Origin of the sequence: Rhodococcus sp. NPDC058505 (assembly GCF_042720095.1) — a bacterium.
GTDB lineage: Bacteria > Actinomycetota > Actinomycetes > Mycobacteriales > Mycobacteriaceae > Rhodococcus_G.
On the sequence record NZ_JBHXNB010000027.1, the window covers coordinates 23,748 to 41,346 of the forward strand.

21 protein-coding genes are annotated in these 17,599 nt (G+C 70.7%); 9 read left to right on the top strand and 12 right to left on the bottom strand.

Annotated elements, in window-relative coordinates; translation table 11 throughout:
• Window positions 1-43: 43 nt before the first annotated feature.
• Window positions 44-808: a site-2 protease family protein gene (locus ACFWPA_RS17320; RefSeq protein ID WP_378508905.1), complete on the bottom strand. Its 765-nt coding sequence runs from the start codon at window positions 806-808 to the stop codon at window positions 44-46.
• 67 nt (window positions 809-875) lie between these two features.
• Between ACFWPA_RS17320 and ACFWPA_RS17325 the strand changes: the two genes are divergently transcribed.
• Window positions 876-1,868, top strand: a complete 993-nt coding sequence (locus tag ACFWPA_RS17325) for a 2-hydroxyacid dehydrogenase (protein ID WP_378508904.1) — start codon at window positions 876-878, stop codon at window positions 1,866-1,868.
• Window positions 1,865-2,827: a glycerate kinase gene (locus ACFWPA_RS17330; protein ID WP_378571196.1), complete on the top strand. Its 963-nt coding sequence runs from the start codon at window positions 1,865-1,867 to the stop codon at window positions 2,825-2,827. Before ACFWPA_RS17325 ends, ACFWPA_RS17330 begins: the two co-directional genes overlap by 4 nt.
• 31 nt (window positions 2,828-2,858) lie before the next feature.
• Here ACFWPA_RS17330 and ACFWPA_RS17335 read toward each other — a convergent pair whose 3' ends face one another.
• The gene (locus ACFWPA_RS17335; protein WP_378571198.1) at window positions 2,859-3,518 is read right to left on the bottom strand and encodes a hypothetical protein; all 660 of its coding nucleotides are present in this window, start codon (window positions 3,516-3,518) and stop codon (window positions 2,859-2,861) included.
• Window positions 3,519-3,709: 191 nt separating this feature from the next.
• On the opposite strand from ACFWPA_RS17335, the gene ACFWPA_RS17340 reads away from it, so the two are divergent.
• The 4 genes from ACFWPA_RS17340 (at window position 3,710) to ACFWPA_RS17355 (ending at window position 6,559) form a co-directional block, all read left to right on the top strand.
• The gene (locus tag ACFWPA_RS17340) at window positions 3,710-4,210 is read left to right on the top strand and encodes a hypothetical protein (protein ID WP_378508901.1); all 501 of its coding nucleotides are present in this window, start codon (window positions 3,710-3,712) and stop codon (window positions 4,208-4,210) included.
• A 64-nt stretch (window positions 4,211-4,274) separates the two neighbouring features.
• Entirely contained in the window at window positions 4,275-4,586 is a 312-nt protein-coding gene (locus ACFWPA_RS17345; RefSeq protein ID WP_378508900.1) for a hypothetical protein, read from the top strand.
• A 148-nt stretch (window positions 4,587-4,734) separates the two neighbouring features.
• Complete coding sequence (locus ACFWPA_RS17350) at window positions 4,735-6,024, top strand: adenylosuccinate synthase (protein ID WP_378508899.1); 1,290 nt, start codon at window positions 4,735-4,737, stop codon at window positions 6,022-6,024.
• A gap of 136 nt (window positions 6,025-6,160) precedes the next feature.
• Window positions 6,161-6,559 (top strand): rhodanese-like domain-containing protein, encoded by a 399-nt coding sequence (locus tag ACFWPA_RS17355; RefSeq protein WP_378571201.1) that lies wholly within the window; start codon window positions 6,161-6,163, stop codon window positions 6,557-6,559.
• Window positions 6,560-6,567: 8 nt separating this feature from the next.
• Here ACFWPA_RS17355 and ACFWPA_RS17360 read toward each other — a convergent pair whose 3' ends face one another.
• Window positions 6,568-7,107, bottom strand: coding sequence for a methylated-DNA--[protein]-cysteine S-methyltransferase (locus tag ACFWPA_RS17360; protein WP_378508897.1), 540 nt, complete (start codon window positions 7,105-7,107; stop codon window positions 6,568-6,570).
• A gap of 58 nt (window positions 7,108-7,165) precedes the next feature.
• Window positions 7,166-7,408, bottom strand: coding sequence for a hypothetical protein (locus tag ACFWPA_RS17365; RefSeq protein WP_378508896.1), 243 nt, complete (start codon window positions 7,406-7,408; stop codon window positions 7,166-7,168).
• Between the two features lie 85 nt (window positions 7,409-7,493).
• Here ACFWPA_RS17365 and ACFWPA_RS17370 point away from each other — a divergent pair, with 85 nt between their 5' ends.
• On the top strand, window positions 7,494-8,945 hold the full coding sequence (locus tag ACFWPA_RS17370) for a PLP-dependent aminotransferase family protein (protein ID WP_378571203.1): 1,452 nt from the start codon (window positions 7,494-7,496) through the stop codon (window positions 8,943-8,945).
• 32 nt (window positions 8,946-8,977) lie between these two features.
• Here the strand turns inward: ACFWPA_RS17370 and ACFWPA_RS17375 are convergent, their stop codons facing one another.
• Window positions 8,978-9,229 (bottom strand): hypothetical protein, encoded by a 252-nt coding sequence (locus tag ACFWPA_RS17375; protein ID WP_378508894.1) that lies wholly within the window; start codon window positions 9,227-9,229, stop codon window positions 8,978-8,980.
• 141 nt (window positions 9,230-9,370) lie between these two features.
• Here ACFWPA_RS17375 and ACFWPA_RS17380 point away from each other — a divergent pair, with 141 nt between their 5' ends.
• Window positions 9,371-10,075, top strand: coding sequence for a PadR family transcriptional regulator (locus tag ACFWPA_RS17380; RefSeq protein WP_378508893.1), 705 nt, complete (start codon window positions 9,371-9,373; stop codon window positions 10,073-10,075).
• Between the two features lie 17 nt (window positions 10,076-10,092).
• Here the strand turns inward: ACFWPA_RS17380 and ACFWPA_RS17385 are convergent, their stop codons facing one another.
• The 5 genes from ACFWPA_RS17385 to ACFWPA_RS17405 form a co-directional block, all read right to left on the bottom strand.
• Entirely contained in the window at window positions 10,093-11,025 is a 933-nt protein-coding gene (locus ACFWPA_RS17385) for an alpha/beta hydrolase (RefSeq protein WP_378571205.1), read from the bottom strand.
• Window positions 11,026-11,052: 27 nt separating this feature from the next.
• The gene (locus ACFWPA_RS17390; RefSeq protein ID WP_378508891.1) at window positions 11,053-11,844 is read right to left on the bottom strand and encodes an IclR family transcriptional regulator; all 792 of its coding nucleotides are present in this window, start codon (window positions 11,842-11,844) and stop codon (window positions 11,053-11,055) included.
• A gap of 233 nt (window positions 11,845-12,077) precedes the next feature.
• The gene (bphC, locus tag ACFWPA_RS17395; protein WP_378508890.1) at window positions 12,078-13,010 is read right to left on the bottom strand and encodes a biphenyl-2,3-diol 1,2-dioxygenase; all 933 of its coding nucleotides are present in this window, start codon (window positions 13,008-13,010) and stop codon (window positions 12,078-12,080) included.
• Window positions 13,011-13,039: 29 nt separating this feature from the next.
• On the bottom strand, window positions 13,040-14,221 hold the full coding sequence (locus tag ACFWPA_RS17400) for a hydroxylase (protein ID WP_378508889.1): 1,182 nt from the start codon (window positions 14,219-14,221) through the stop codon (window positions 13,040-13,042).
• Window positions 14,222-14,234: 13 nt separating this feature from the next.
• Window positions 14,235-15,395, bottom strand: coding sequence for a Rieske 2Fe-2S domain-containing protein (locus tag ACFWPA_RS17405; protein WP_378508888.1), 1,161 nt, complete (start codon window positions 15,393-15,395; stop codon window positions 14,235-14,237).
• 185 nt (window positions 15,396-15,580) lie between these two features.
• Between ACFWPA_RS17405 and ACFWPA_RS17410 the strand changes: the two genes are divergently transcribed.
• Entirely contained in the window at window positions 15,581-16,357 is a 777-nt protein-coding gene (locus ACFWPA_RS17410; RefSeq protein WP_378508887.1) for a glucose 1-dehydrogenase, read from the top strand.
• A gap of 63 nt (window positions 16,358-16,420) precedes the next feature.
• On the opposite strand, the gene ACFWPA_RS17415 is transcribed toward ACFWPA_RS17410, so the two are convergent.
• On the bottom strand, window positions 16,421-17,197 hold the full coding sequence (locus ACFWPA_RS17415) for an SDR family oxidoreductase (protein WP_378508886.1): 777 nt from the start codon (window positions 17,195-17,197) through the stop codon (window positions 16,421-16,423).
• 33 nt (window positions 17,198-17,230) lie between these two features.
• Window positions 17,231-17,599, bottom strand: a 369-nt coding sequence (locus ACFWPA_RS17420) for a tyrosine-protein phosphatase (RefSeq protein WP_378571207.1), incomplete at its 5' end; no start/stop codon positions are given.

Sequence of the window (17,599 nt, forward strand, 5' to 3'; positions counted from 1 at the left end):
CCCCGATCGGGGTAAAAATCACGCACGGTCGCGGGGCGCTGGGCTATGTCCAGAAGCGCATCACGAAGCCGCCGTAGCGGGCCCAGTCGGCGGGGACACCGGAGAGTTCGACCAGCGCGTAGATGGCGTCGAAGAACGCCCGGTTGATCGTCGGGACGAACAGCAGCGCGATCAACGCGAGCATGCCGAGGCCCTTGTACCGGTCGAGCGAGCGGCGGGTGCTCGGACGCAGCGACGGTTCGACGGCGGCGTAGCCGTCCAGGCCGGGGACCGGCAGCAGATTCAGGACGGTCGCCATCACCTGCAGGAACGCGAGGAAGCTGAGGCCCCACCAGAACACCGGGCGGGAATCGGTGTCCGCGAACAGCCGAATCACGAGCAGCAGGGCGACGGCGGTGGCCGCGTTGACCGCGGGCCCGGCCAGGGCGATCCGGCGGGTCTCCCGCGGGGACCGAAGGTCGGTGCGCAGGTACACGGCCCCGCCGGGCAGCCCGATGCCGCCGATCGCGATGAACAGCACCGGCAGCCCGATCGACAGCAGCGGGTGGCTGTACCGGAGCGGGTTGAGGGTCAGGTAGCCGCGGGCCGCTGCGTCGTGGTCGCCGTACCGCCACGCGGTGACGGCGTGCGCGAACTCGTGCAGGCAGACGGTGACCACCCAGCCGGCGACGACGAGGATGAACACCCCGACGCCCGCGGCCGTCGACCGCGGCGGCGCCTGCCATGCGAGCACCCCGCCCGCGACCGTGACGGCGACGACCGCGAGGAACACCGGGCTGGGCCGGACGACGGTACGGGCGGAGGGCATGCGGCCAGTATGGCCCGCCCCGGCGGGTCGTCGACGCGGCCGCGCACCGCGGTGTACAAGTACCAGCGTGAGCATTCCACGGTTCCTGGTCACCACACCGCTGCCCGAGCCGGCGCTGAGCCTGCTCGGCGGCGCGGGGTCGGTCACCGTGTGGGAGCACGAGCACACCGCCGCAGAGCTGGTGGCCGCCTGCTCCTCCGGGGAGTACTCCGTCGTCCTGTCGCAGCTGACCGACCGCCTCGGTGCTGCCGAGTTGGCGGACGCCCGGATCGACGGGATATCCAACTACGCCGTCGGTGTCGACAACATCGACGTCGCGGCGGCCACCGCCCGCGGCATCATGGTCGGCAACACCCCCGGTGTCCTCACCGCGCCGACCGCCGACATCGCGATGCTGCTGATCCTGGCCACCGCCCGGCGCTGCGTGGAGGCGGACCGGTTCCTGCGGCAGGGCAGGTTCGACGGCTGGGAGCCGCAACTGCTGCTCGGCAGCGACGTCACCGGCGCCACCCTCGGCCTGATCGGGCACGGCCGGATCGCGGCCGCCACGGCCCGCCGCGCCGCCGGATTCGAGATGACCGTGCGGCACTGCTCGGCGCGCGGCCCGCACGACGTCGCCCACCCGGCGCCGACGGCCGACCCGGTGCTCGGCCCGCGGATCTCCTTCGACGAGCTGATCGCGACCTCGGACGTCGTGTCCGTGCACGTCCCGCTCGCGCCGTCGACGCAGCACCTCATCGACGCCGACGTGCTCGCCAGGATGAAGCCGGGCGCGATCCTGGTGAACACCGCCCGCGGGCCGGTCGTCGACGAGAGCGCCCTCGTCGACGCGCTGCGCGGCGGGGTGATCGCCGGTGCCGGACTGGACGTGTACGAGAACGAGCCGCGGCTGGCGCCGGGGCTCGCCGAGCTGTCCAATACGGTGCTGCTCCCGCACCTCGGCAGTGCCACCGTCACGGTGCGGGCCAAGATGTCGCAGCTGTGTGCACGGAACGCGATCGCGATGTCGCGCAGGGAGATTCCGCCGCACCCCGTGAATCCGGAGGCGTGGGCGGGATGACGGTGGTGGTGGCGCCCGACAGCTTCAAGGGCACGCACAGCGCGTCCGACGTCGCGGCGGCCATCGCGCGCGGGCTTGAGGCGGGGGGTGTGACGGCGGTGCGGATGCCGGTCGCCGACGGCGGCGAGGGCACCCTCGATGTGCTGCGGGAACCGTTGCGGCTGGGCCTGATCGAGGGGGACGCCGTCAACCCGTGGCATGCGCCCCTGCGCGCGACATTCGGCCTGTCCGCCGACGGCCTCGCCGTCGTCGAGGTCGCGCGGACGTGCGGGCTGACGATCCCGCACCTCGGGATTCGCGACCCGCGGGCGGCGGACACCGCCGGGGTCGGGCTGCAGATCGCGGACGCGGCCCGGCACGGCGCCCGCGAGATCGTCGTCGCCGTCGGCGGTTCCGCCACCACCGACGGCGGGATCGGCGCGATCGCCGCGATCGAGGCCGCGGGCGGGATCGGGGACGCCCAGCTGACCGTGTTGAGCGACGTCCGCACCCGCTATACCGACGCGGCCGTCGTGTTCGGTCCACAGAAGGGGGCCGACCCCGGCGACGTCGAGTTCCTCACCCGGCGACTGCGGGACACCCGGTCCCGGCTGCCCCGCGACCCGGAGCCGGTGATCGGGTCCGGCGCGGCCGGGGGCCTCGCTGGCGGGCTGTGGGCGAGGTTCGGCGCCCGCATCGTCTCCGGCGCCGGCTACCTGCTCGACGCGCTGTCATTCGCCGATGCGGTCGCCGCCGCGCAGGCCGTCGTCGTGGGGGAGGGGCGGCTCGACGCCCAGACCGGCCAGGGCAAGATCGTGTCCGAGATCCTCGGCCGCTCCGCCGGGCGGCCGGTGCACGCGGTCGTCGGCTCCGTCGCCGACGGCGCCGAGCACCATCCGGCGTTCGCGGACGTCCGCATCGCGTCGAGCCTCGCCGACCTGGAGGCGGCGGGCCGGAGCATCGCCGCGCTCTACCGGTGAGCCCGGGCACGATCGACGACGACGCCGGGGCTCAGCGGACCAGCAGCCATTCGCGGGGGTCGCGGTAGAAGCTGCACCGCTTCAACGCCCGCGCGGTGGTGACGCCGTCCCGGGTGACCACCGCCCCGACCGCGCCGAGCTGCACCGCGCGGGCGGGCAGCCAGCGCTCGCGCCCCCATCGCCTGCCCGCGGTGGCGCGCACCCCGGGCAGCGCGACGGTCGGCGTCACCCGCAGGCGGGCGATCTCCCCGGAGAACACCCGCTCCGAATCCGCGTACGCCTCACCGACGAGCGGCCCGCCGTCGGGGCCTGTGATCGTCGCCTCGCCGATCAGGGCGGTGCCGGAGTCGTCCCGGATCAGCGGCACCGCGGACGCGTCGCCGCCGCGCGCGAGCCGCGCCGCCCGCTCCGCGACGGGCAGCCCGTAGAGCCGGGTGGCAGGCGTCCGCTCGGCGGCGACGTACCCGACCTCGACGTGCAGCCGCTCGCCGCGCATCAGCCGGGTGACCGTGGCCGCCAGCGCGCCGTCGTCCCCGACGACGACCAGTCGGGTCGCCGTCCCATCATCGAGAAGCGGGAGGAGTGCGTCGAAGTCGGGCTTCGCGGGCACCGCGGGGGCGGCGGTGACGGGCAGCGCGGCCAGGGCGGCGGGCACCGCGGCGCCACCGCAGGCGAGTACGTGAATGGTCAAGGGTCAGCTCCGGTCGGTCCGCGATGGTCGTCCTCGACGATACGAACGTCGCCGCCGCCGTCGGCACCCGGTGGTCCGATGGTTGCCGAATTGTCGCTCCGTTCGAGACCTTCCGGTCCTAGGCTGGAGGTGCGGTCGGCGCCTCGCCTCGGCGGCCGGCCGGCCACCTCAGCCGACAATCGGAGCATCCGATGCTGACCACCGACGAGCCTCCCCGACGACGTCAGGCCCGGGTGACCCGGTTCTGCCGATCCGGACTCACCTCCGTGGTGAGCGAGATGCGGAGGGAGGGTGCGGCCGAGACCTCGGTGGACCTGCGGGCCGCGGTGGACCTACTCGACCTCGGCATCGGGCAGATGTCCACGCCCACCGCCGCTCTCAGCCACCCGTTCCAGGTGCAACCGGTGGTCGGCGCCCACGTCGTGCACGCCGACGTCGAACGGAGCACGATGGAACCGGAGGTGGTGCACGTGACCGCTGACCTGCCCGCCGACGCGCCCCCGGGACCGGTGCGGGTGGTGTGGTTCAACATGCTCACCCTGGTCGGTGGGATGGTGACCGTGGAGACGCGGCCCGCGCCGGACGACACGTACCGGGTGGACGAGACGGTCCGGGCGGGCCCGGGGGTGGTGGTGGCTGGCATCGTGCTCGGGCGCGACGGGCGTCCCGGATTCGCGCTCGTCGCCGAATGACCGATCCCCCGATGTCGACGACAGTGTGTGACCTGACCGGACGATCCGACCGAGGTGGATTCCGATGCCAACCGTGAGTGTCACGATGGTCAACACGACGAACGAGGAACTGGTGCTCGACCCGGAGGAGTCCGGGCGGACCGGCGGTGTGCCCGGCGCCCCGCCCCGGATCGCCGCGCACGGGACGGGACGGTTCCGGATGAGTTCCGGTGTCAGCTATCTGCTCGGCGGCGACCCGGACCGCCCGATCTACCTGCAACCCGACGGGGCGGTGTGGGCTCCGCCGATCTGCATCGTGCGGTCGGCCGCCGACGATGGCGGCCTGGCCGTGCAGGTCAGCCCGGCTCCGTGGCTGCACGACCACCCGGCGGCGTGACGGTCACCGGGGTCCCGGGCGGGCCCGGGGGTGATGTGCCCGCGGGGTGCCCGGGTGCACTGGGCTAAACTGTCGTCCCGGCCACTGTCCACGGACGGCTGGCCTCTGCGCTGAGATGCGCAGATGTCTGTCGACTCTAGGAGACGTCATGCCGGCAATCGTCCTCATCGGGGCCCAGTGGGGCGACGAGGGTAAGGGCAAAGCTACCGATCTACTGGGCGGCAGCCTGCAGTGGGTGGTCCGCTACCAGGGCGGCAACAATGCAGGCCACACCGTGGTCCTGCCGAACGGCGACAAGTTTGCGCTGCACCTGATCCCGTCCGGCATCCTCACCCCGGGTGTGAAGAACGTGATCGGCAACGGTGTCGTCGTCGACCCCGGTGTGCTGCTCGACGAGCTGGCCGGCCTGGAGGAGCGCGGGGTGGACACCTCCAACCTGCTGCTCTCCGCCGACGCGCACCTGATCATGCCGTACCACGTGGCCATCGATAAGGTCACCGAGCGCTACCTGGGGGCCAGGAAGATCGGCACCACCGGTCGCGGCATCGGCCCCTGCTATCAGGACAAGATCGCCCGCGTCGGCGTCCGGGCCGCCGATGTGCTGGACGAGAAGATCCTCACCCAGAAGGTCGAGGCCGCACTGGAATTCAAGAACCAGGTGCTGGCGAAGATCTACAACCGCAAGGCCCTCGACCCGCAGCAGGTCGTCGACGAGGTGCTCGGTCAGGCGGAGGGCTTCAAGCACCGCATCACCGACACCCGGCTCGAGCTGAACCGGGCCCTCGAACGCGGGGAGACGGTGCTGCTGGAGGGGTCGCAGGGCACGCTGCTCGACGTCGACCACGGCACCTACCCGTATGTGACGTCGTCGAACCCGACGTCGGGCGGTGCGGCCGTCGGCTCCGGCATCGGACCGACCCGGATCACCACCGTGCTCGGCATCCTCAAGGCGTACACGACCCGCGTCGGCTCCGGCCCGTTCCCGACCGAACTGTTCGACAACCACGGCGAGTACCTGGCCAAGCAGGGCGGCGAGGTCGGCGTCACCACCGGTCGCGCCCGCCGCACCGGCTGGTTCGACGCGGTGATCGCCCGCTACGCGACCCGGGTCAACGGCATCACCGACTACTTCCTCACCAAGCTCGACGTGCTGTCCGGCCTCGACACGGTGCCGATCTGCGTTGCCTACGACGTCGACGGGGTCCGGCACGACGAAATGCCGATGTCGCAGACCGAGATCCACCACGCCAAGCCGGTCTACGAGGAGATGCCCGGCTGGTGGGAGGACATTTCGCACTGCCGCACGTTCGAGGAACTGCCGGTCAACGCCAAGAACTACGTGCTGCGACTCGAGGAGCTGTCCGGCGCCCGGATCTCCTGCATCGGTGTCGGCCCTGGCCGCGACGAGACGATCGTCCGGCACGACGTGCTCGCCTGATCCGTTCGCCCCGACGAGCCCGCCCGGTGTCGCACCGGGCGGGCTCGCCGCGTCCCGGTCATCCACCTCGCCGTCGTGACACCCCGGCCGGTAGCGTCGGGCGGACTAGGTTTTCGATCCGAGGGAGTGTCCGCAGGTGTTCCGTCGATTCCGGCTGCTGCTCCTTGTTGGTGCCGCGCTGTTCACCCTCGCTGCGCTCGTCACCGGATGCTCGGGCGACGGCGCCACCGACCTGTCGGCGGCGGACGCATCCGGGACCGCGACCCCGGTCGTGCTGATCGACGTGCGAACCCCGGCCGAGTTCGCGGCCGGGCACCTCGATGGTGCCCGCAACATCGACCTGCAGTCGGCGGCGTTCGACTCCTCGATCGCGGCGCTCGACCCGGACGCTGCCTACCTCGTCTACTGCCGGTCGGGCAGTCGATCCGCGCAGGCCGTCGCCCGGATGGAGGCCGCGGGTTTCACGCGTCTCACCGATGCGGGCGGCCTTGACGCGGCGGCCGAATCCACGGGACTGCCGATCGTCACCGGCTGACCCGGTCGTCAGAACAGCGCCGGGTCGTCGAAGCCGGGTGTGTGTTCGGCCGCGAGCAGGGCCCGCTTGGTGACGGTGCCGCCGGACGCGGAGAACCCGCCGACCGCGCCGTTGGCGGCGAGCACGCGATGGCAGGGGACGACGACCGGGATCGGGTTGCGCCCCAACGCCTGCCCGACGGCCTGCGCCGCGCCGGGGCTGCCGAGCGCGGCCGCGACGTCCCCGTAGGTCCGGGTCCGGCCGGGGCCGATCGCGCGGGCAACCGCGTAGACGCGGCGGTCGAAGTCCCCGATGCCGGTCAGGTCGAGGTCGAGGTCGGTCAGGTCGTCGGACCCGCCTGCGAGCAGCGACGTGATCCGGTCGACGGCGGCACGCTGACCGGGGCCGAGGGGACGCTCCGCGGCGTCGGGGAAGCAGGCGCGCAGGCGGAGGAGGGTCGCGGCGTCCGACGGCTCCGGCAGCTGCAGGCCAGCGATGCCCCGCTCGGACCAGACCAGGCCGCACCGCCCGAGGGCGGTGTCGAAGAAGGACCAGTACCGCGTCGTCACGGGTTCCAGTATGGCCGGAGTCGCCGACAACCCTCCCGGCAGAACAGTCCAGTTGTGGTCAACTGGACTGCTTTGCGGTGAGTTCGCGTCCGGCGGCGATGCCGGGGGCGCTGCGGTCGGCGGCCGCCTGCAGGTCCGCGAGGGTGCGATCGGCGTCGCGCTGGTCGGGGAGGTGTCCCGCCAGCGGTGCCGCCGGTCGAAACTGGTCGAGGCGGAAGAGGGGGGTGCCGCGGCGGCGGCCGACAAGGGCGACCGCGGTCAGCGCGGCGAGGGCGAGGGCGAAGGTGAGGAACGGGGCCATGGCCTCATCGTCGAGGGAAACTGGCATTGAAAGAAATAGCCACTTTGGCAATACTGGTCTGCATGAATCGTCAGGAGACGCCGCGATGCGGGTGATCGGCGCGTCCACCCTTGCCCGCGACCTCGGCCGGTGGCAGCCGGACGGGGTCCGCAGCCGCGCCAGCCGGTTCCCCGCCTACCGGGCCCTCGCCGACGCGGTCCGGTTGCTCATCGCCGACGGCCGGATCCCGCTCGGGGTGGCCCTGCCCAGCGAACGCGAGCTCGCCGCCGCGCTCGGCCTCAGCCGCACCACCATCACCGCCGCCTACGCCGCGCTGCGGGAGGACGGATACCTGGTCAGCAGGCAGGGGTCGCGCAGCACCGTCGCGGTCCCCGCCCGCCGGATGCCCCCGGCGAGTGACCCAATCCCCGGGCGCCTGCTCGACCTGACCTGCGCGTCCATGCCCGCGCCCGCCGACGCGCTCCGCGAGGTCTACGCCGCGGCCCTGGACGCGCTGCCCGCCCACCTCGGCGGCCACGGGCTCGCGCCGCTCGGCACCCCCGAACTGCGGGAGGCCGTTGCGCGGCGGTACCGCGACCGCGGCGTCCCCACCGACCCTGACCAGATCATGATCACCACCGGCGCCCAGCAGGCGCTCGTGCTGGTGCTCGGGTTGCTCGCCGCGCCGGGGGAGCGGGTCCTGATCGACCACCCCACCTACACGAACGGGATCGAGGCGATCCGGCGGCGCGGGGCGCTCACCGTTCCGGTGCCGCTGCGGCTGGAGGCGCGGGGCTGGGACCTTGAGGGTCTGCGCGTCGCGGCGCGGCAGTCCGCGGCGAAGCTGGCCTACCTGGTGCCCGACTTCCACAACCCGACCGGCTACTGCCTCGACGACGCGGGCCGCGCCGAACTGGTCCGGATCGCCGCCGACACCCGGATGACCCTGGTGATCGACGAGACCATGACCGACCTCGGGCTCGACGCCCCGACCCCGACCCCGGTCGCCGCGTTCGCACGGGGAACGCGGGCCGACATCGTCACCCTCGGCTCGATGTCGAAGGCCTTCTGGTCGGGGCTGCGGGTCGGGTGGATCCGCGCGGACACCGCGACGATCAACGCGCTGCTCGCGGTGCGGTCGGCGCTCGACATGGGCACCGCCGTGCTCGAGCAGCTCGCCGCGGCCCGGCTGCTCGCCGACCCCGACCGGCTGCTCGCGGCCCGGCGGCAGCAGCTCCGGGACCGGCGCGGGGCGCTGCTCGACGCGCTGGCCGCCGACCTGCCGCAGTGGCGCTGCGATCCCGGCCCCGGCGGGATGGCGCTGTGGGTGCAGCTGCCGCAGCCGCTGTCGACGGCGCTCGCCGCGACCGCACCCGCGCACGGGGTGCAGCTGTCCGCCGGCCCCCGATTCGGGGTGGAGGGCGCATTCGAGCGGTACCTGCGGCTGCCGTACGCGCTCGACGAGCAGTCGCTGCGGGCCGCGGTGCGCGGGCTGGCCGAGGCCGACCGGACGCTGTCGGGTGGTGCGGTTCCGCGTCGTCCCGCGCTGGTGATCTGACGGTCGTGGCGCCAGCGCCCGCGTGTCGGGGGCTACTCGAGGTGGCCGGGGATCGGATAGCTGCGCAGGGACAGACCGATCTGTCCGGACACGATCAGGTCGTCGATGGTCTCCTGCAGCTTGCCGCAGGTGAGTACCGCGGCGCGGCCGTCGGGGGTTCGGGTGCGGGCGAACTCGGGGCATGCGCTGTCGGCGTCGTCGAGCCATTGGATGCTGGTGTGCGCGTCGCTGTACTTCTCGACGAGCACTCGGTTGTCGCAGCTGGTGCAGTGGACACTTTCCATGTCGGACCTCCCTTGGTTGCTTCGCGACGGTAGTCACAATTCGGGAGTGCCGGATGCCCTGGTTCCCGCGGAGCGGGAGGCCCGTTTCGCGGTGTCCTGGCGAGGTTCTGGCGTCCCCACCAGGGCTGTTAGTCTTCGACCATGCCCGAGTCCGATTCTGCCGCCTCGGCTGTCGGCGACGGCTACCCGTCGCTGCCCGCGACCAGCTGGGCCGTGCTCGGCATGTTGACCCTGGGGTCCGAGCTCACCGGCTACGACCTCAAGAAGTGGGCCGATCTGAGCATCGGCTACTTCTACTGGAGCCCGTCGGTCAGTCAGGTCTACGCCGAACTCAAGAAGCTCGAGAAGCTGGGTCTGGTCGAGTCGGAACTGGTGTCGGCGCCAGGCGAGCGTGGACGGCGGGTCTACCGGATCACCGAATCGGGGACGCACGCGGTGCGAACCTGGTCTCGGGATGCGCAGGTGGAGCAACCAGTCCTCAAACACGGTTTGATGCTGCGGCTGTGGATGGGGCACCTCAACGAGCCGGACCAGCTGAAGGCCCTGGTCCGGTCGCACATCGAGAATATGGAATCTCGGCGGGAGCGCGCGACGCTGCACCGCCATCATGCGTCCCGCGATCCGGCCTGGGCCTTCGCCGCGATGAGCCTGGTCTGGGCCGAGCGCTACTTCCAGGCCGAGGTGGACCTGGCCCGGCAGGTGCTTGACGACATCGACGCCGCCGCCGAGCAGTTCACCCACGTGCGGACCCGCAATGCACTGGGCAACCCGATCCCCGAGGTCACCGACACCTGGCGTGACCTGGAGGACTTCGCTGGGGGCGGCGAGAGCGCCGAGCCGAGCTGACCGAAAAGGGCTTCCGGTCAGCGTTTTTCGATGTCGAGGATGGTCCTGAGGTCCTCCCACAGCTGCTTTCGCGCCGACTGCGTCGCAGACAGCGCGGCGATCGTCAGGAAGCCGTGAAACAGGTCGGCGTAGCGACGGTGCGTGACGGGCACACCGTCCGCTGCGAGTCGTGCGCCGTAGCCGTCCCCCTCCGAACACAGCGGGTCGCGGCCTGCGGTGACGACGACGGCCGGGGGCAGGCCGGCGAGGGTCTCGGCGCGGGCGGGGGAGATCAGCGGGCTGTCTGCGCCGCCAGGCGCGTACTGCCGCCAGTACCACTGCATCGCGGCGCGGGTGTTGAAATGGCCCTTGGCGTAGGTCCGGTAGGAGTCGGTGTCGAAGTCGTCGTCGATGACCGGGTACAGCAGCGCCTGCCCGGCGACCGGGGGCCCGCCGCGGTCCCGGGCGGCCATCGCCACCGCCGCGGCGAGGTTGCCGCCGGCGCTGTCCCCGGCGACGACCAGTCGGTCCGGATCCCCTTTCAGCTCGGCGCAATTCGCGTGTGCCCAGACGAGCGCCGCGTACACGTCCAGGGCGGCGGCAGGCGCGGGGTGCTCGGGTGCGAGCCGGTAGTCGACGGACACCACCGTCGCGCCGACCCCGTTCGACAGTGCGCGACAGAACCCGTCGTGGGTGTCGAGGTCGCAGAAGACGAAGCCGCCGCCGTGCGCAAATACCACCACCGGCCGGGGCCCGGCCGACGTGTCGGGTTGGTAGATCCGGACCGGGACCGGCCCGTCCAGCCCGTCGATGGCGACGTCGCGGACCGAGCCGATCGGCTCGGGACCGGGGCTCGGTTGGAGGCGCGCCCGAATCGCGGCCCGCGCCTGCGGTCCGCTCATCTGCTCGACGCGCGGGAATTCGGCGTCGAGCAGTTCGAGCATCGACTCGATCTCGGGGTCGATCGGCATGCTTGTCGCTTTCGTCGGTGATCGCGGTCAGGCGTACTGGAGGTGGCGCCGAGCCGTCGAGGAGGGCAGGCTCTCGAGGCGGTTCCGGTGAGCGATGGGGGCGGCGCCGCTGTCGTGCCCGGTGAGGGAATGGAAGATCGCGTTCGCAGCCATCCGGACCGGCGAGGCGTGCCGGTGGTCGAACTTGATGTGCTCGCTGGGCCCGCAGATCGACACCGCGGCGTGAACTCCGCCGACCGGCCCGATCGGAACGGCGATGATGCCGATCCCGCCCGAGATCTGGCTGACCTCGTAGGCCACGCCCAGTTCCCGGACCCTGCGCAGTTCGGGGGTGAATCCGGTCAGCTCGTCGCTGCCGTTCGGGGTGTACGCGAGCAGTGCCTTGCCGATCGCAGAACCGCGGGCCGGGTAGCGGCTTCCGACGCGGGTCGGCAGGTCGGCGGCCAGCCGGCCGCCGACTTTGTCCAGGTAGAGCACGTCGGGATCGTCGAGGACGCCGAGGTGCACGACGTAGCCGGTGACCCGGTGCAGTTCCTGCAGGATCGGTGCGGCGGCGGCATGCAGCCGGTTCTGATGCACGGCGATGGAGCCGAGCTCCACCAGGCGGTTGCCCAGCTCGTAGACGCGGCCGTCGCGTCGGAGCCAGCGCATCGCGACGAAACGTTCGAGCATCCGGTGCGCCGACGAGCGCGGTAGGCCCGTTCGCTGCACGACCTGGGAGAGGGTGAGCCGCCCCGGGCCGTCGAACGCGTCCAGGACGAGTGACACCCGGTCGAGAACCGCGGTCGGGGTCGAGTCGGTGGCCGTCGGTGTGGTCATCGAAGTCTCCTCGCATCAGTCGATCATCGAGCGAGACCCATCTGACATGGGTCTTTCTATTAGGAATAGTCACACAGATCTCCTGCTTTGTGAAGCAGGTCACCGAAACTTTCCTTCGATGCTCGAGATGGATGCGACGGAGGGCGCCGGGTGTCCCACCTTCGTCCTGAATGCCGCTTTCATTCGGCAAGGGCCGACTGCATGCGGCATCCAGGAATCGGGGGTAGGGCTCGCTACATCGCGGCGAGCGGTTCGCTGCCGGACCAGTCGTGGCCCCAGTAGCTGTCGGCGGTGATCTCCTCCGCCGAGTAGTGCTTCTCCTCGACCTTCATGCCCTCGGTGCCGAACTCGATGTCCCAGCCGCCGGGTGCGCGGACGTAGAAGGACACCATCTTGTCGTTGGTGTGCCGACCCAGCGTCGACGATACCGAGAACCCGTCCGCGACAACGCGGTCGAGTGCCTGGCCGACGGCGTCGAGGGTGTCGACCTCGACCATGATGTGCACCAGGCCGGGGGCGCCGCCGTGCGGCGCCGGGCACAGCGCGAGGCTGTGGTGGCGCTCGTTGACGCCCAGGAACCGCACCCGCATCGGGCCGAACTCCGGCGGCGCCGGGATCCGGAAGGCGCCGCGCGGCAGGAAGCCGAGGACATCGGTGTAGAAGTCGAAGGTGCCGTTCGGGTCCATCGTCGGCAGCACGACGTGGCCGAGACCCTGTGCGCCCGTGACGAATCGGGCGCCAAACGGGGTGACGACGGGGCTGTGGTCGAGGACCGCGCCGTGGAAGATCTCGAGCGTGGCACCGCACGGATCGACGAAGGTCACAACCTCCTCGACCCGGCGGGCGTCGGCCTCCTCGACCGAGAGCGGCGTGACGGCGATACCCGCGCGCTCGACCGCCTCGGTGACCCGGACCAGCGCGTGGTGGTCGCGGACCTCCCAGCCGATGGTGACGACCTCGTCGGTGTCGCCGGGGACGACGATGATGCGGGCGGCCCGCTCGTCCATCCGCAGGTAGAGGGCGCTCTCGTCGGGCCCGGTGCCGCGGGCGAAGCCGAGGACGTCGAACGCGAAGGTGCGCCACCGGTCCATCTCGTTGGTCTGGATCTTCACGTAGCCGAGGCCGCGGATATCGGTGCCGAATCCGCCGAGGTCGGGGTTGGTCATGTGCTGTCTCCGTTGAGTGTGCGGTCAGGTCAGATCATCGCGCGGAGCGGGCCCTGCGGGTTCACGCCCAGGGTGCTCAGCGTCGCGGCGTGATACACGGTGCCGGGGACGTGGATGGCGTGGTGCAGACCGGCGTGCGCGTCCCGCCAGAACCGCTGCATGGGCTTGTCCATGCGCAGCGCGTTGCCGCCGCAGCGGGCGTACACCTGGTCGATTGCCGTGACGGCCTGCCAGGCCGCGTTGACCTGAGTTTCACGGCCGAGGGCGCGCTGCTCGAACGTCGGCGTCGTGCCTGCGTCGACCAGATCCCACATGCGGTCGACGTTGGCCAGCAACGAATCCCGCGCGGACCGCAGCTTCGCGCTCGCCTCGCCGATCGCGAACATGGAGTAGGGGTCGTCCTTGACGGCGGTGCCCTGCGGGTTGATCCGCTCACGCTGGTACTCGCTGGCGTGGTGCAGCAGGCCCTCGCAGATGCCGATGGTGGCGGAGGTGATGCCGAGCGGGAAGACGGTCGACCACGGCATCCGGTACAGCGTTTCGTCGCGCCCGTAGTCGCGCACCGCGGTGCCGTCGATCACCTCGTCGCCGACCATGACCCGATACGACGGCACAAACGCGTCCGTGACCACGACGTCCTTGGATCCGGTGCCGCGCAGCCCAACGACATTCCACGAGTCGTCGACGATCTCGTAGTCGCTGCGCGGGATGATCACGTGCAGCATCCGCGGCGGCATCTCCATGCTGCCGTCCGGGTTGCAGGCCATCGCACCGAGGAACGCCCACTCGCAGTGGTCGGTGCCGGACGAGAACTGCCACCGACCGGAGAACCGGTAGCCGCCGTCAACCGGCACGCACCGGCCGGCGGGCATATACGGCGACGCCATCCACGTGTTCGGATCGTCGCGCCAGATCTCCTGCTGTGCACGGTCGTCGGCGAACGCAAGCTGCCACGGGTGGACGCCGACGATGCCGTGGATCCAGCCCGCCGACGGGTTGATCGACGCGGTCCGCATGACGGTCTCGGCGAACTCGCGGGGGTGTGCCTCCATGCCGCCGTGCTCGGTGGGCTGCAGCATCCGGATGGAACCGAACTCCTTCATCTTCTTGACGGAGGCGTCGGCGACCTTGCCGATCCGCTCGGCCTCCTCGCCCTCGATGAAGAACTCGTCTGCCGCGGCCTCGACCGCGGCCAGAACTTCGTAGCTCATGGGTGTGTCTTCCTTACTCTGCGGCGGCCCGACGGGCCAGGTTGTCGGCGACTTCCTGCTTCCAGCTGGTAACCGCGCGCGTGGTGTCGATCTCGAACTCGAAACGCTTGGTCATGTCGTCGGTGATGTCCTCGATGTCGACATAGAACTGCTGGTACCAGCGACGCAGCTGGTAGACCGGGCCGTCCTCCTCGGACAGCAGCGGATTGTCGATGGGGGCCTTGTTCTTCCAGATCTCGATGTCCTGCTCGAATCCGGTCTCGACGCCCTCCGCGAACTGGGCGGCCATACCCGCCGCATTCTCGTCCGACAGGCCGGGCAGCTTCTTGACGATCGCGCCGTACTGCAGCACGAACTCGTCGTTGCTGACCGGGTAGTGGCAGTTGATCAGGACGGTTTCGATGGTGACGCCGTTCGCATCCGACTCGAGCCAGTCGACCATGTAGGACGGACCGAAGTAGGTTGCTTCCGAGCGCATCTCGGCATTCGGATCGTCGTAGTTGGTGCCGGAGATGACGTCCTCACGTCCGGTCGACTTCATGTACTGCGACGCGGTGTGGCCCTCGAAGACGTTCTTGAAGTAGCGGGGGAACGCGTAGTGGATGTAGAAGAAGTGTGCCATGTCCACGACGTTGTCGACGATCTCACGACAGTGTGATCCCTTGATGCGCAGCGTCTTCCAGCTCCAGTCCGTCCACTCGTCGGAGCCGTAGCCCTCGATCTCCGGGATCGTCACCTCGGCAGGCGGGGGGTTGCCCTGCGGGTCGTGCCACACGTACAGCTGACCGTTGCGCTCGAGCGTCGTCCAGGAACGGGTCCTGGCGAGCGGCGGCACCCGCCGGGCGTAGGGAATGTCGGTGCACTTGCCGTTGCCGCCCCAGCGCCAGTCGTGGAACGGGCAGGCGATCGAGTCGCCCTTGATCTCGCCCTGGCTCAGGTCGCCGCCCATGTGACGGCAGTACCCGTCGAGGACATTGACCTTGCCGTTGCTATCGGCGAACGCGACGAGCTTGGTGCCGAATGCCTCGATCGAGTGCGGCTTCCCGTCCCGGAGGTCGCGCAGTAGGCCGAGGCAGTGCCATCCGCGGGCGAATCGCGTTGGCGCGGCCGCGGCCACGATCTCGCGGACCTCGCTTTCGGCGGAGTCGGGCGGGGACGTATTGGCGAGTGACATGTGTTCCTCCGTGCCATCAGGGGGCTGTCCTGTGATGCGCATCATGGAACTCGGCGGCGTGTCGGTCGGTAAGCGGTTTTCCCGCTGGATGGAACGGTCGGCACGAAGCCTGTGGGCGGAGGCCGAGAATCGCTGTGAAAGTTAAACTGTATGAGCTTGTTTCGCCGACATGGAGGGGCTTTCCCATGAGTGAGCAATCGGAGCTGCTGTCCGGCAAGGTGGTCGTCGTGACAGGTGGGGCCCGGGGCCTGGGCGCGGAGTTCGCCCGCCAGATCGTCGCCGACGGCGGGCGGGTGGTGATCGCCGACGTCCTCGACGAGGAGGGGCGTGCCACCGCAGCGGAGTTGGGTGACGGCGCGCGATATACCCATCTCGACGTCACCGACGCCGATGCCTGGCGCGCCGCCGTCGAGTTCACCGTCGCCGAGTTCGGCACGGTGACGGGCCTGGTGAACAACGCGGGCGTCTCGACCGGCCAGTACCTCGAACACGAGCCGCTCGAGCACTTCCGTCGGGTCCTCGACATCAACCTGGTCGGTGTCTTCAACGGAATTCAGGCGGTGATCGCGCCGATCAGGGCCGCCGGAGGTGGCTCGATCGTCAACATCTCGTCCGCGGCGGGCCTGATGGGTCTGGCGCTCACCGCAGGCTACGGTGCCTCGAAGTGGGGCGTGCGCGGACTGAGCAAGATCGCGGCGGTCGAACTCGGGACCGACCGGATCCGGGTCAACTCCGTGCACCCGGGCATGACGTACACGCCGATGACGGCCGAGGTCGGCATCGCGCAGGGTGAGGGCAACTACCCCAACACCCCGATGGGGCGGGTCGGCGAGGCCGACGAGATCGCCGGTGCGGTGACCTTCCTGCTCTCGGACACCGCGTCCTACGTCACCGGAGCGGAGATCGCTGTCGACGGCGGCTGGACCGCGGGACCGACTGTCAAGTACGTGATGGGACAGTAGTTTTCACCTCTGACCTCTCGACCCGATGCGGTGATGCCGCATCGGGCCGAGCGTCGTGAGCCGCTACCAGGTGCCGTCGCCGCGCAGTACCGCGTCGGCACCGCCGTCGACGAAGACGACCTGCCCGGTGACATGCGAGTTCTCCTCGGACACCAGCCAGGACAGCAGTGGGGCCACCTGATCGGGGTGGGCGTGACCGGCCAGCGGCATCGGGACGGCGCCGTCGATGGCCGCCCGGCCCTCCTCGGTGTCGAGCATCGCCTGGATCATCGGGGTGACGATGGTGCCGGGAGCGATCGCGTTGAGCGGGATACCTGCACCCGCCCACTCGGCGGTGATCGCGGTCCGTCGCACCCAGCGGGCGATCGCCGCCTTCGAGGACCCGTACACCAGTGCGCCGTCACCCCGTTCGACCGCTGCCCGTGCCGCGTCGGCGGCCGCATCCTCCTCGCCGGCGAGGGCGGTGTCGACGATTGCCGGGTCGCTCGGGTGCAGCGAGGCCACCGATGAGATCACCACGGCGCGAGGCCGTTCCGCCGCCGCCAGCAGTGGGCGCAGCCCCTCCAGGGTGGCGACCGCCCCGAAGTAGTTGACCCTGACGGTGAGTGGGTCGAACAGTGCCACCCCGGCGCACGCGATCACGCCGTCGAGGCTGCCGCCGGACAGGTCCCTGGCCTGTTCGACGAGGGCGGCCCGTCCTGCCGCGGTCGCGAGATCGGCGGTGATGTCGGCATCGCGCAGGTCGGCGCCGATCACGCGTGCGCCCCTGGTGCTCAGGTAGGAGGTGGTGGCGGCGCCGATTCCGGAGGCGCTGCCGGTGACGAGATAGGTACGGGACATGACCCTGCCTTCGTGGGGAGTGGGGTGGGACGGTCAGCCGAGCAGCTTGCCGCGGAGCGTGTCGATCGTGCTCGTGCTCAGCCCGAGCCCCTCTGTGAGGTAGGCGTCGACCGAGCCGTAGGTGGCGGCCAGTTCGTCGAGCCCGGCCTGCAGGTAGCTCTCCTCGACGCCGAACAGCGGCTCGAGCAGCGCGGCGGCCGCCTCGCCCTGGGTGGCCACGAGGTAGGCGCGGGTCTCGGTCACCCACTCCTCGTTGTACTCGTTGGTGAGCAGGTAGTCCCGCATGATCGTGGCGTCGTCGACACCGGCGATGTGCTGCAGCAGCATCGCGGTCCATCCGGTGCGATCCTTGCCCGCCGTGCAGTGGAAGACCTGACCGCCCTCGGTGGTCGCCATGTCGGC

Excerpts from the sequence above, each read along its gene's own strand:
- ACFWPA_RS17410 (WP_378508887.1), top strand. The coding sequence starts at position 15,581 with ATGAGTGAGCAATCGGAGCTGCTGTCCGGCAAGGTGGTCGTCGTGACA.
- bphC (WP_378508890.1), bottom strand. The coding sequence starts at position 13,010 with ATGACCAACCCCGACCTCGGCGGATTCGGCACCGATATCCGCGGCCTC.
- ACFWPA_RS17320 (WP_378508905.1), bottom strand. The coding sequence starts at position 808 with ATGCCCTCCGCCCGTACCGTCGTCCGGCCCAGCCCGGTGTTCCTCGCG.
- ACFWPA_RS17350 (WP_378508899.1), top strand. The coding sequence starts at position 4,735 with ATGCCGGCAATCGTCCTCATCGGGGCCCAGTGGGGCGACGAGGGTAAG.
- ACFWPA_RS17375 (WP_378508894.1), bottom strand. The coding sequence starts at position 9,229 with ATGGAAAGTGTCCACTGCACCAGCTGCGACAACCGAGTGCTCGTCGAG.
- ACFWPA_RS17380 (WP_378508893.1), top strand. The coding sequence starts at position 9,371 with ATGCCCGAGTCCGATTCTGCCGCCTCGGCTGTCGGCGACGGCTACCCG.
- ACFWPA_RS17415 (WP_378508886.1), bottom strand. The coding sequence starts at position 17,197 with ATGTCCCGTACCTATCTCGTCACCGGCAGCGCCTCCGGAATCGGCGCC.
- ACFWPA_RS17405 (WP_378508888.1), bottom strand. The coding sequence starts at position 15,395 with ATGTCACTCGCCAATACGTCCCCGCCCGACTCCGCCGAAAGCGAGGTC.
- ACFWPA_RS17390 (WP_378508891.1), bottom strand. The coding sequence starts at position 11,844 with ATGACCACACCGACGGCCACCGACTCGACCCCGACCGCGGTTCTCGAC.
- ACFWPA_RS17340 (WP_378508901.1), top strand. The coding sequence starts at position 3,710 with ATGCTGACCACCGACGAGCCTCCCCGACGACGTCAGGCCCGGGTGACC.
- ACFWPA_RS17330 (WP_378571196.1), top strand. The coding sequence starts at position 1,865 with ATGACGGTGGTGGTGGCGCCCGACAGCTTCAAGGGCACGCACAGCGCG.
- ACFWPA_RS17370 (WP_378571203.1), top strand. The coding sequence starts at position 7,494 with ATGCGGGTGATCGGCGCGTCCACCCTTGCCCGCGACCTCGGCCGGTGG.
- ACFWPA_RS17385 (WP_378571205.1), bottom strand. The coding sequence starts at position 11,025 with ATGCCGATCGACCCCGAGATCGAGTCGATGCTCGAACTGCTCGACGCC.
- ACFWPA_RS17345 (WP_378508900.1), top strand. The coding sequence starts at position 4,275 with ATGCCAACCGTGAGTGTCACGATGGTCAACACGACGAACGAGGAACTG.
- ACFWPA_RS17365 (WP_378508896.1), bottom strand. The coding sequence starts at position 7,408 with ATGGCCCCGTTCCTCACCTTCGCCCTCGCCCTCGCCGCGCTGACCGCG.
- ACFWPA_RS17400 (WP_378508889.1), bottom strand. The coding sequence starts at position 14,221 with ATGAGCTACGAAGTTCTGGCCGCGGTCGAGGCCGCGGCAGACGAGTTC.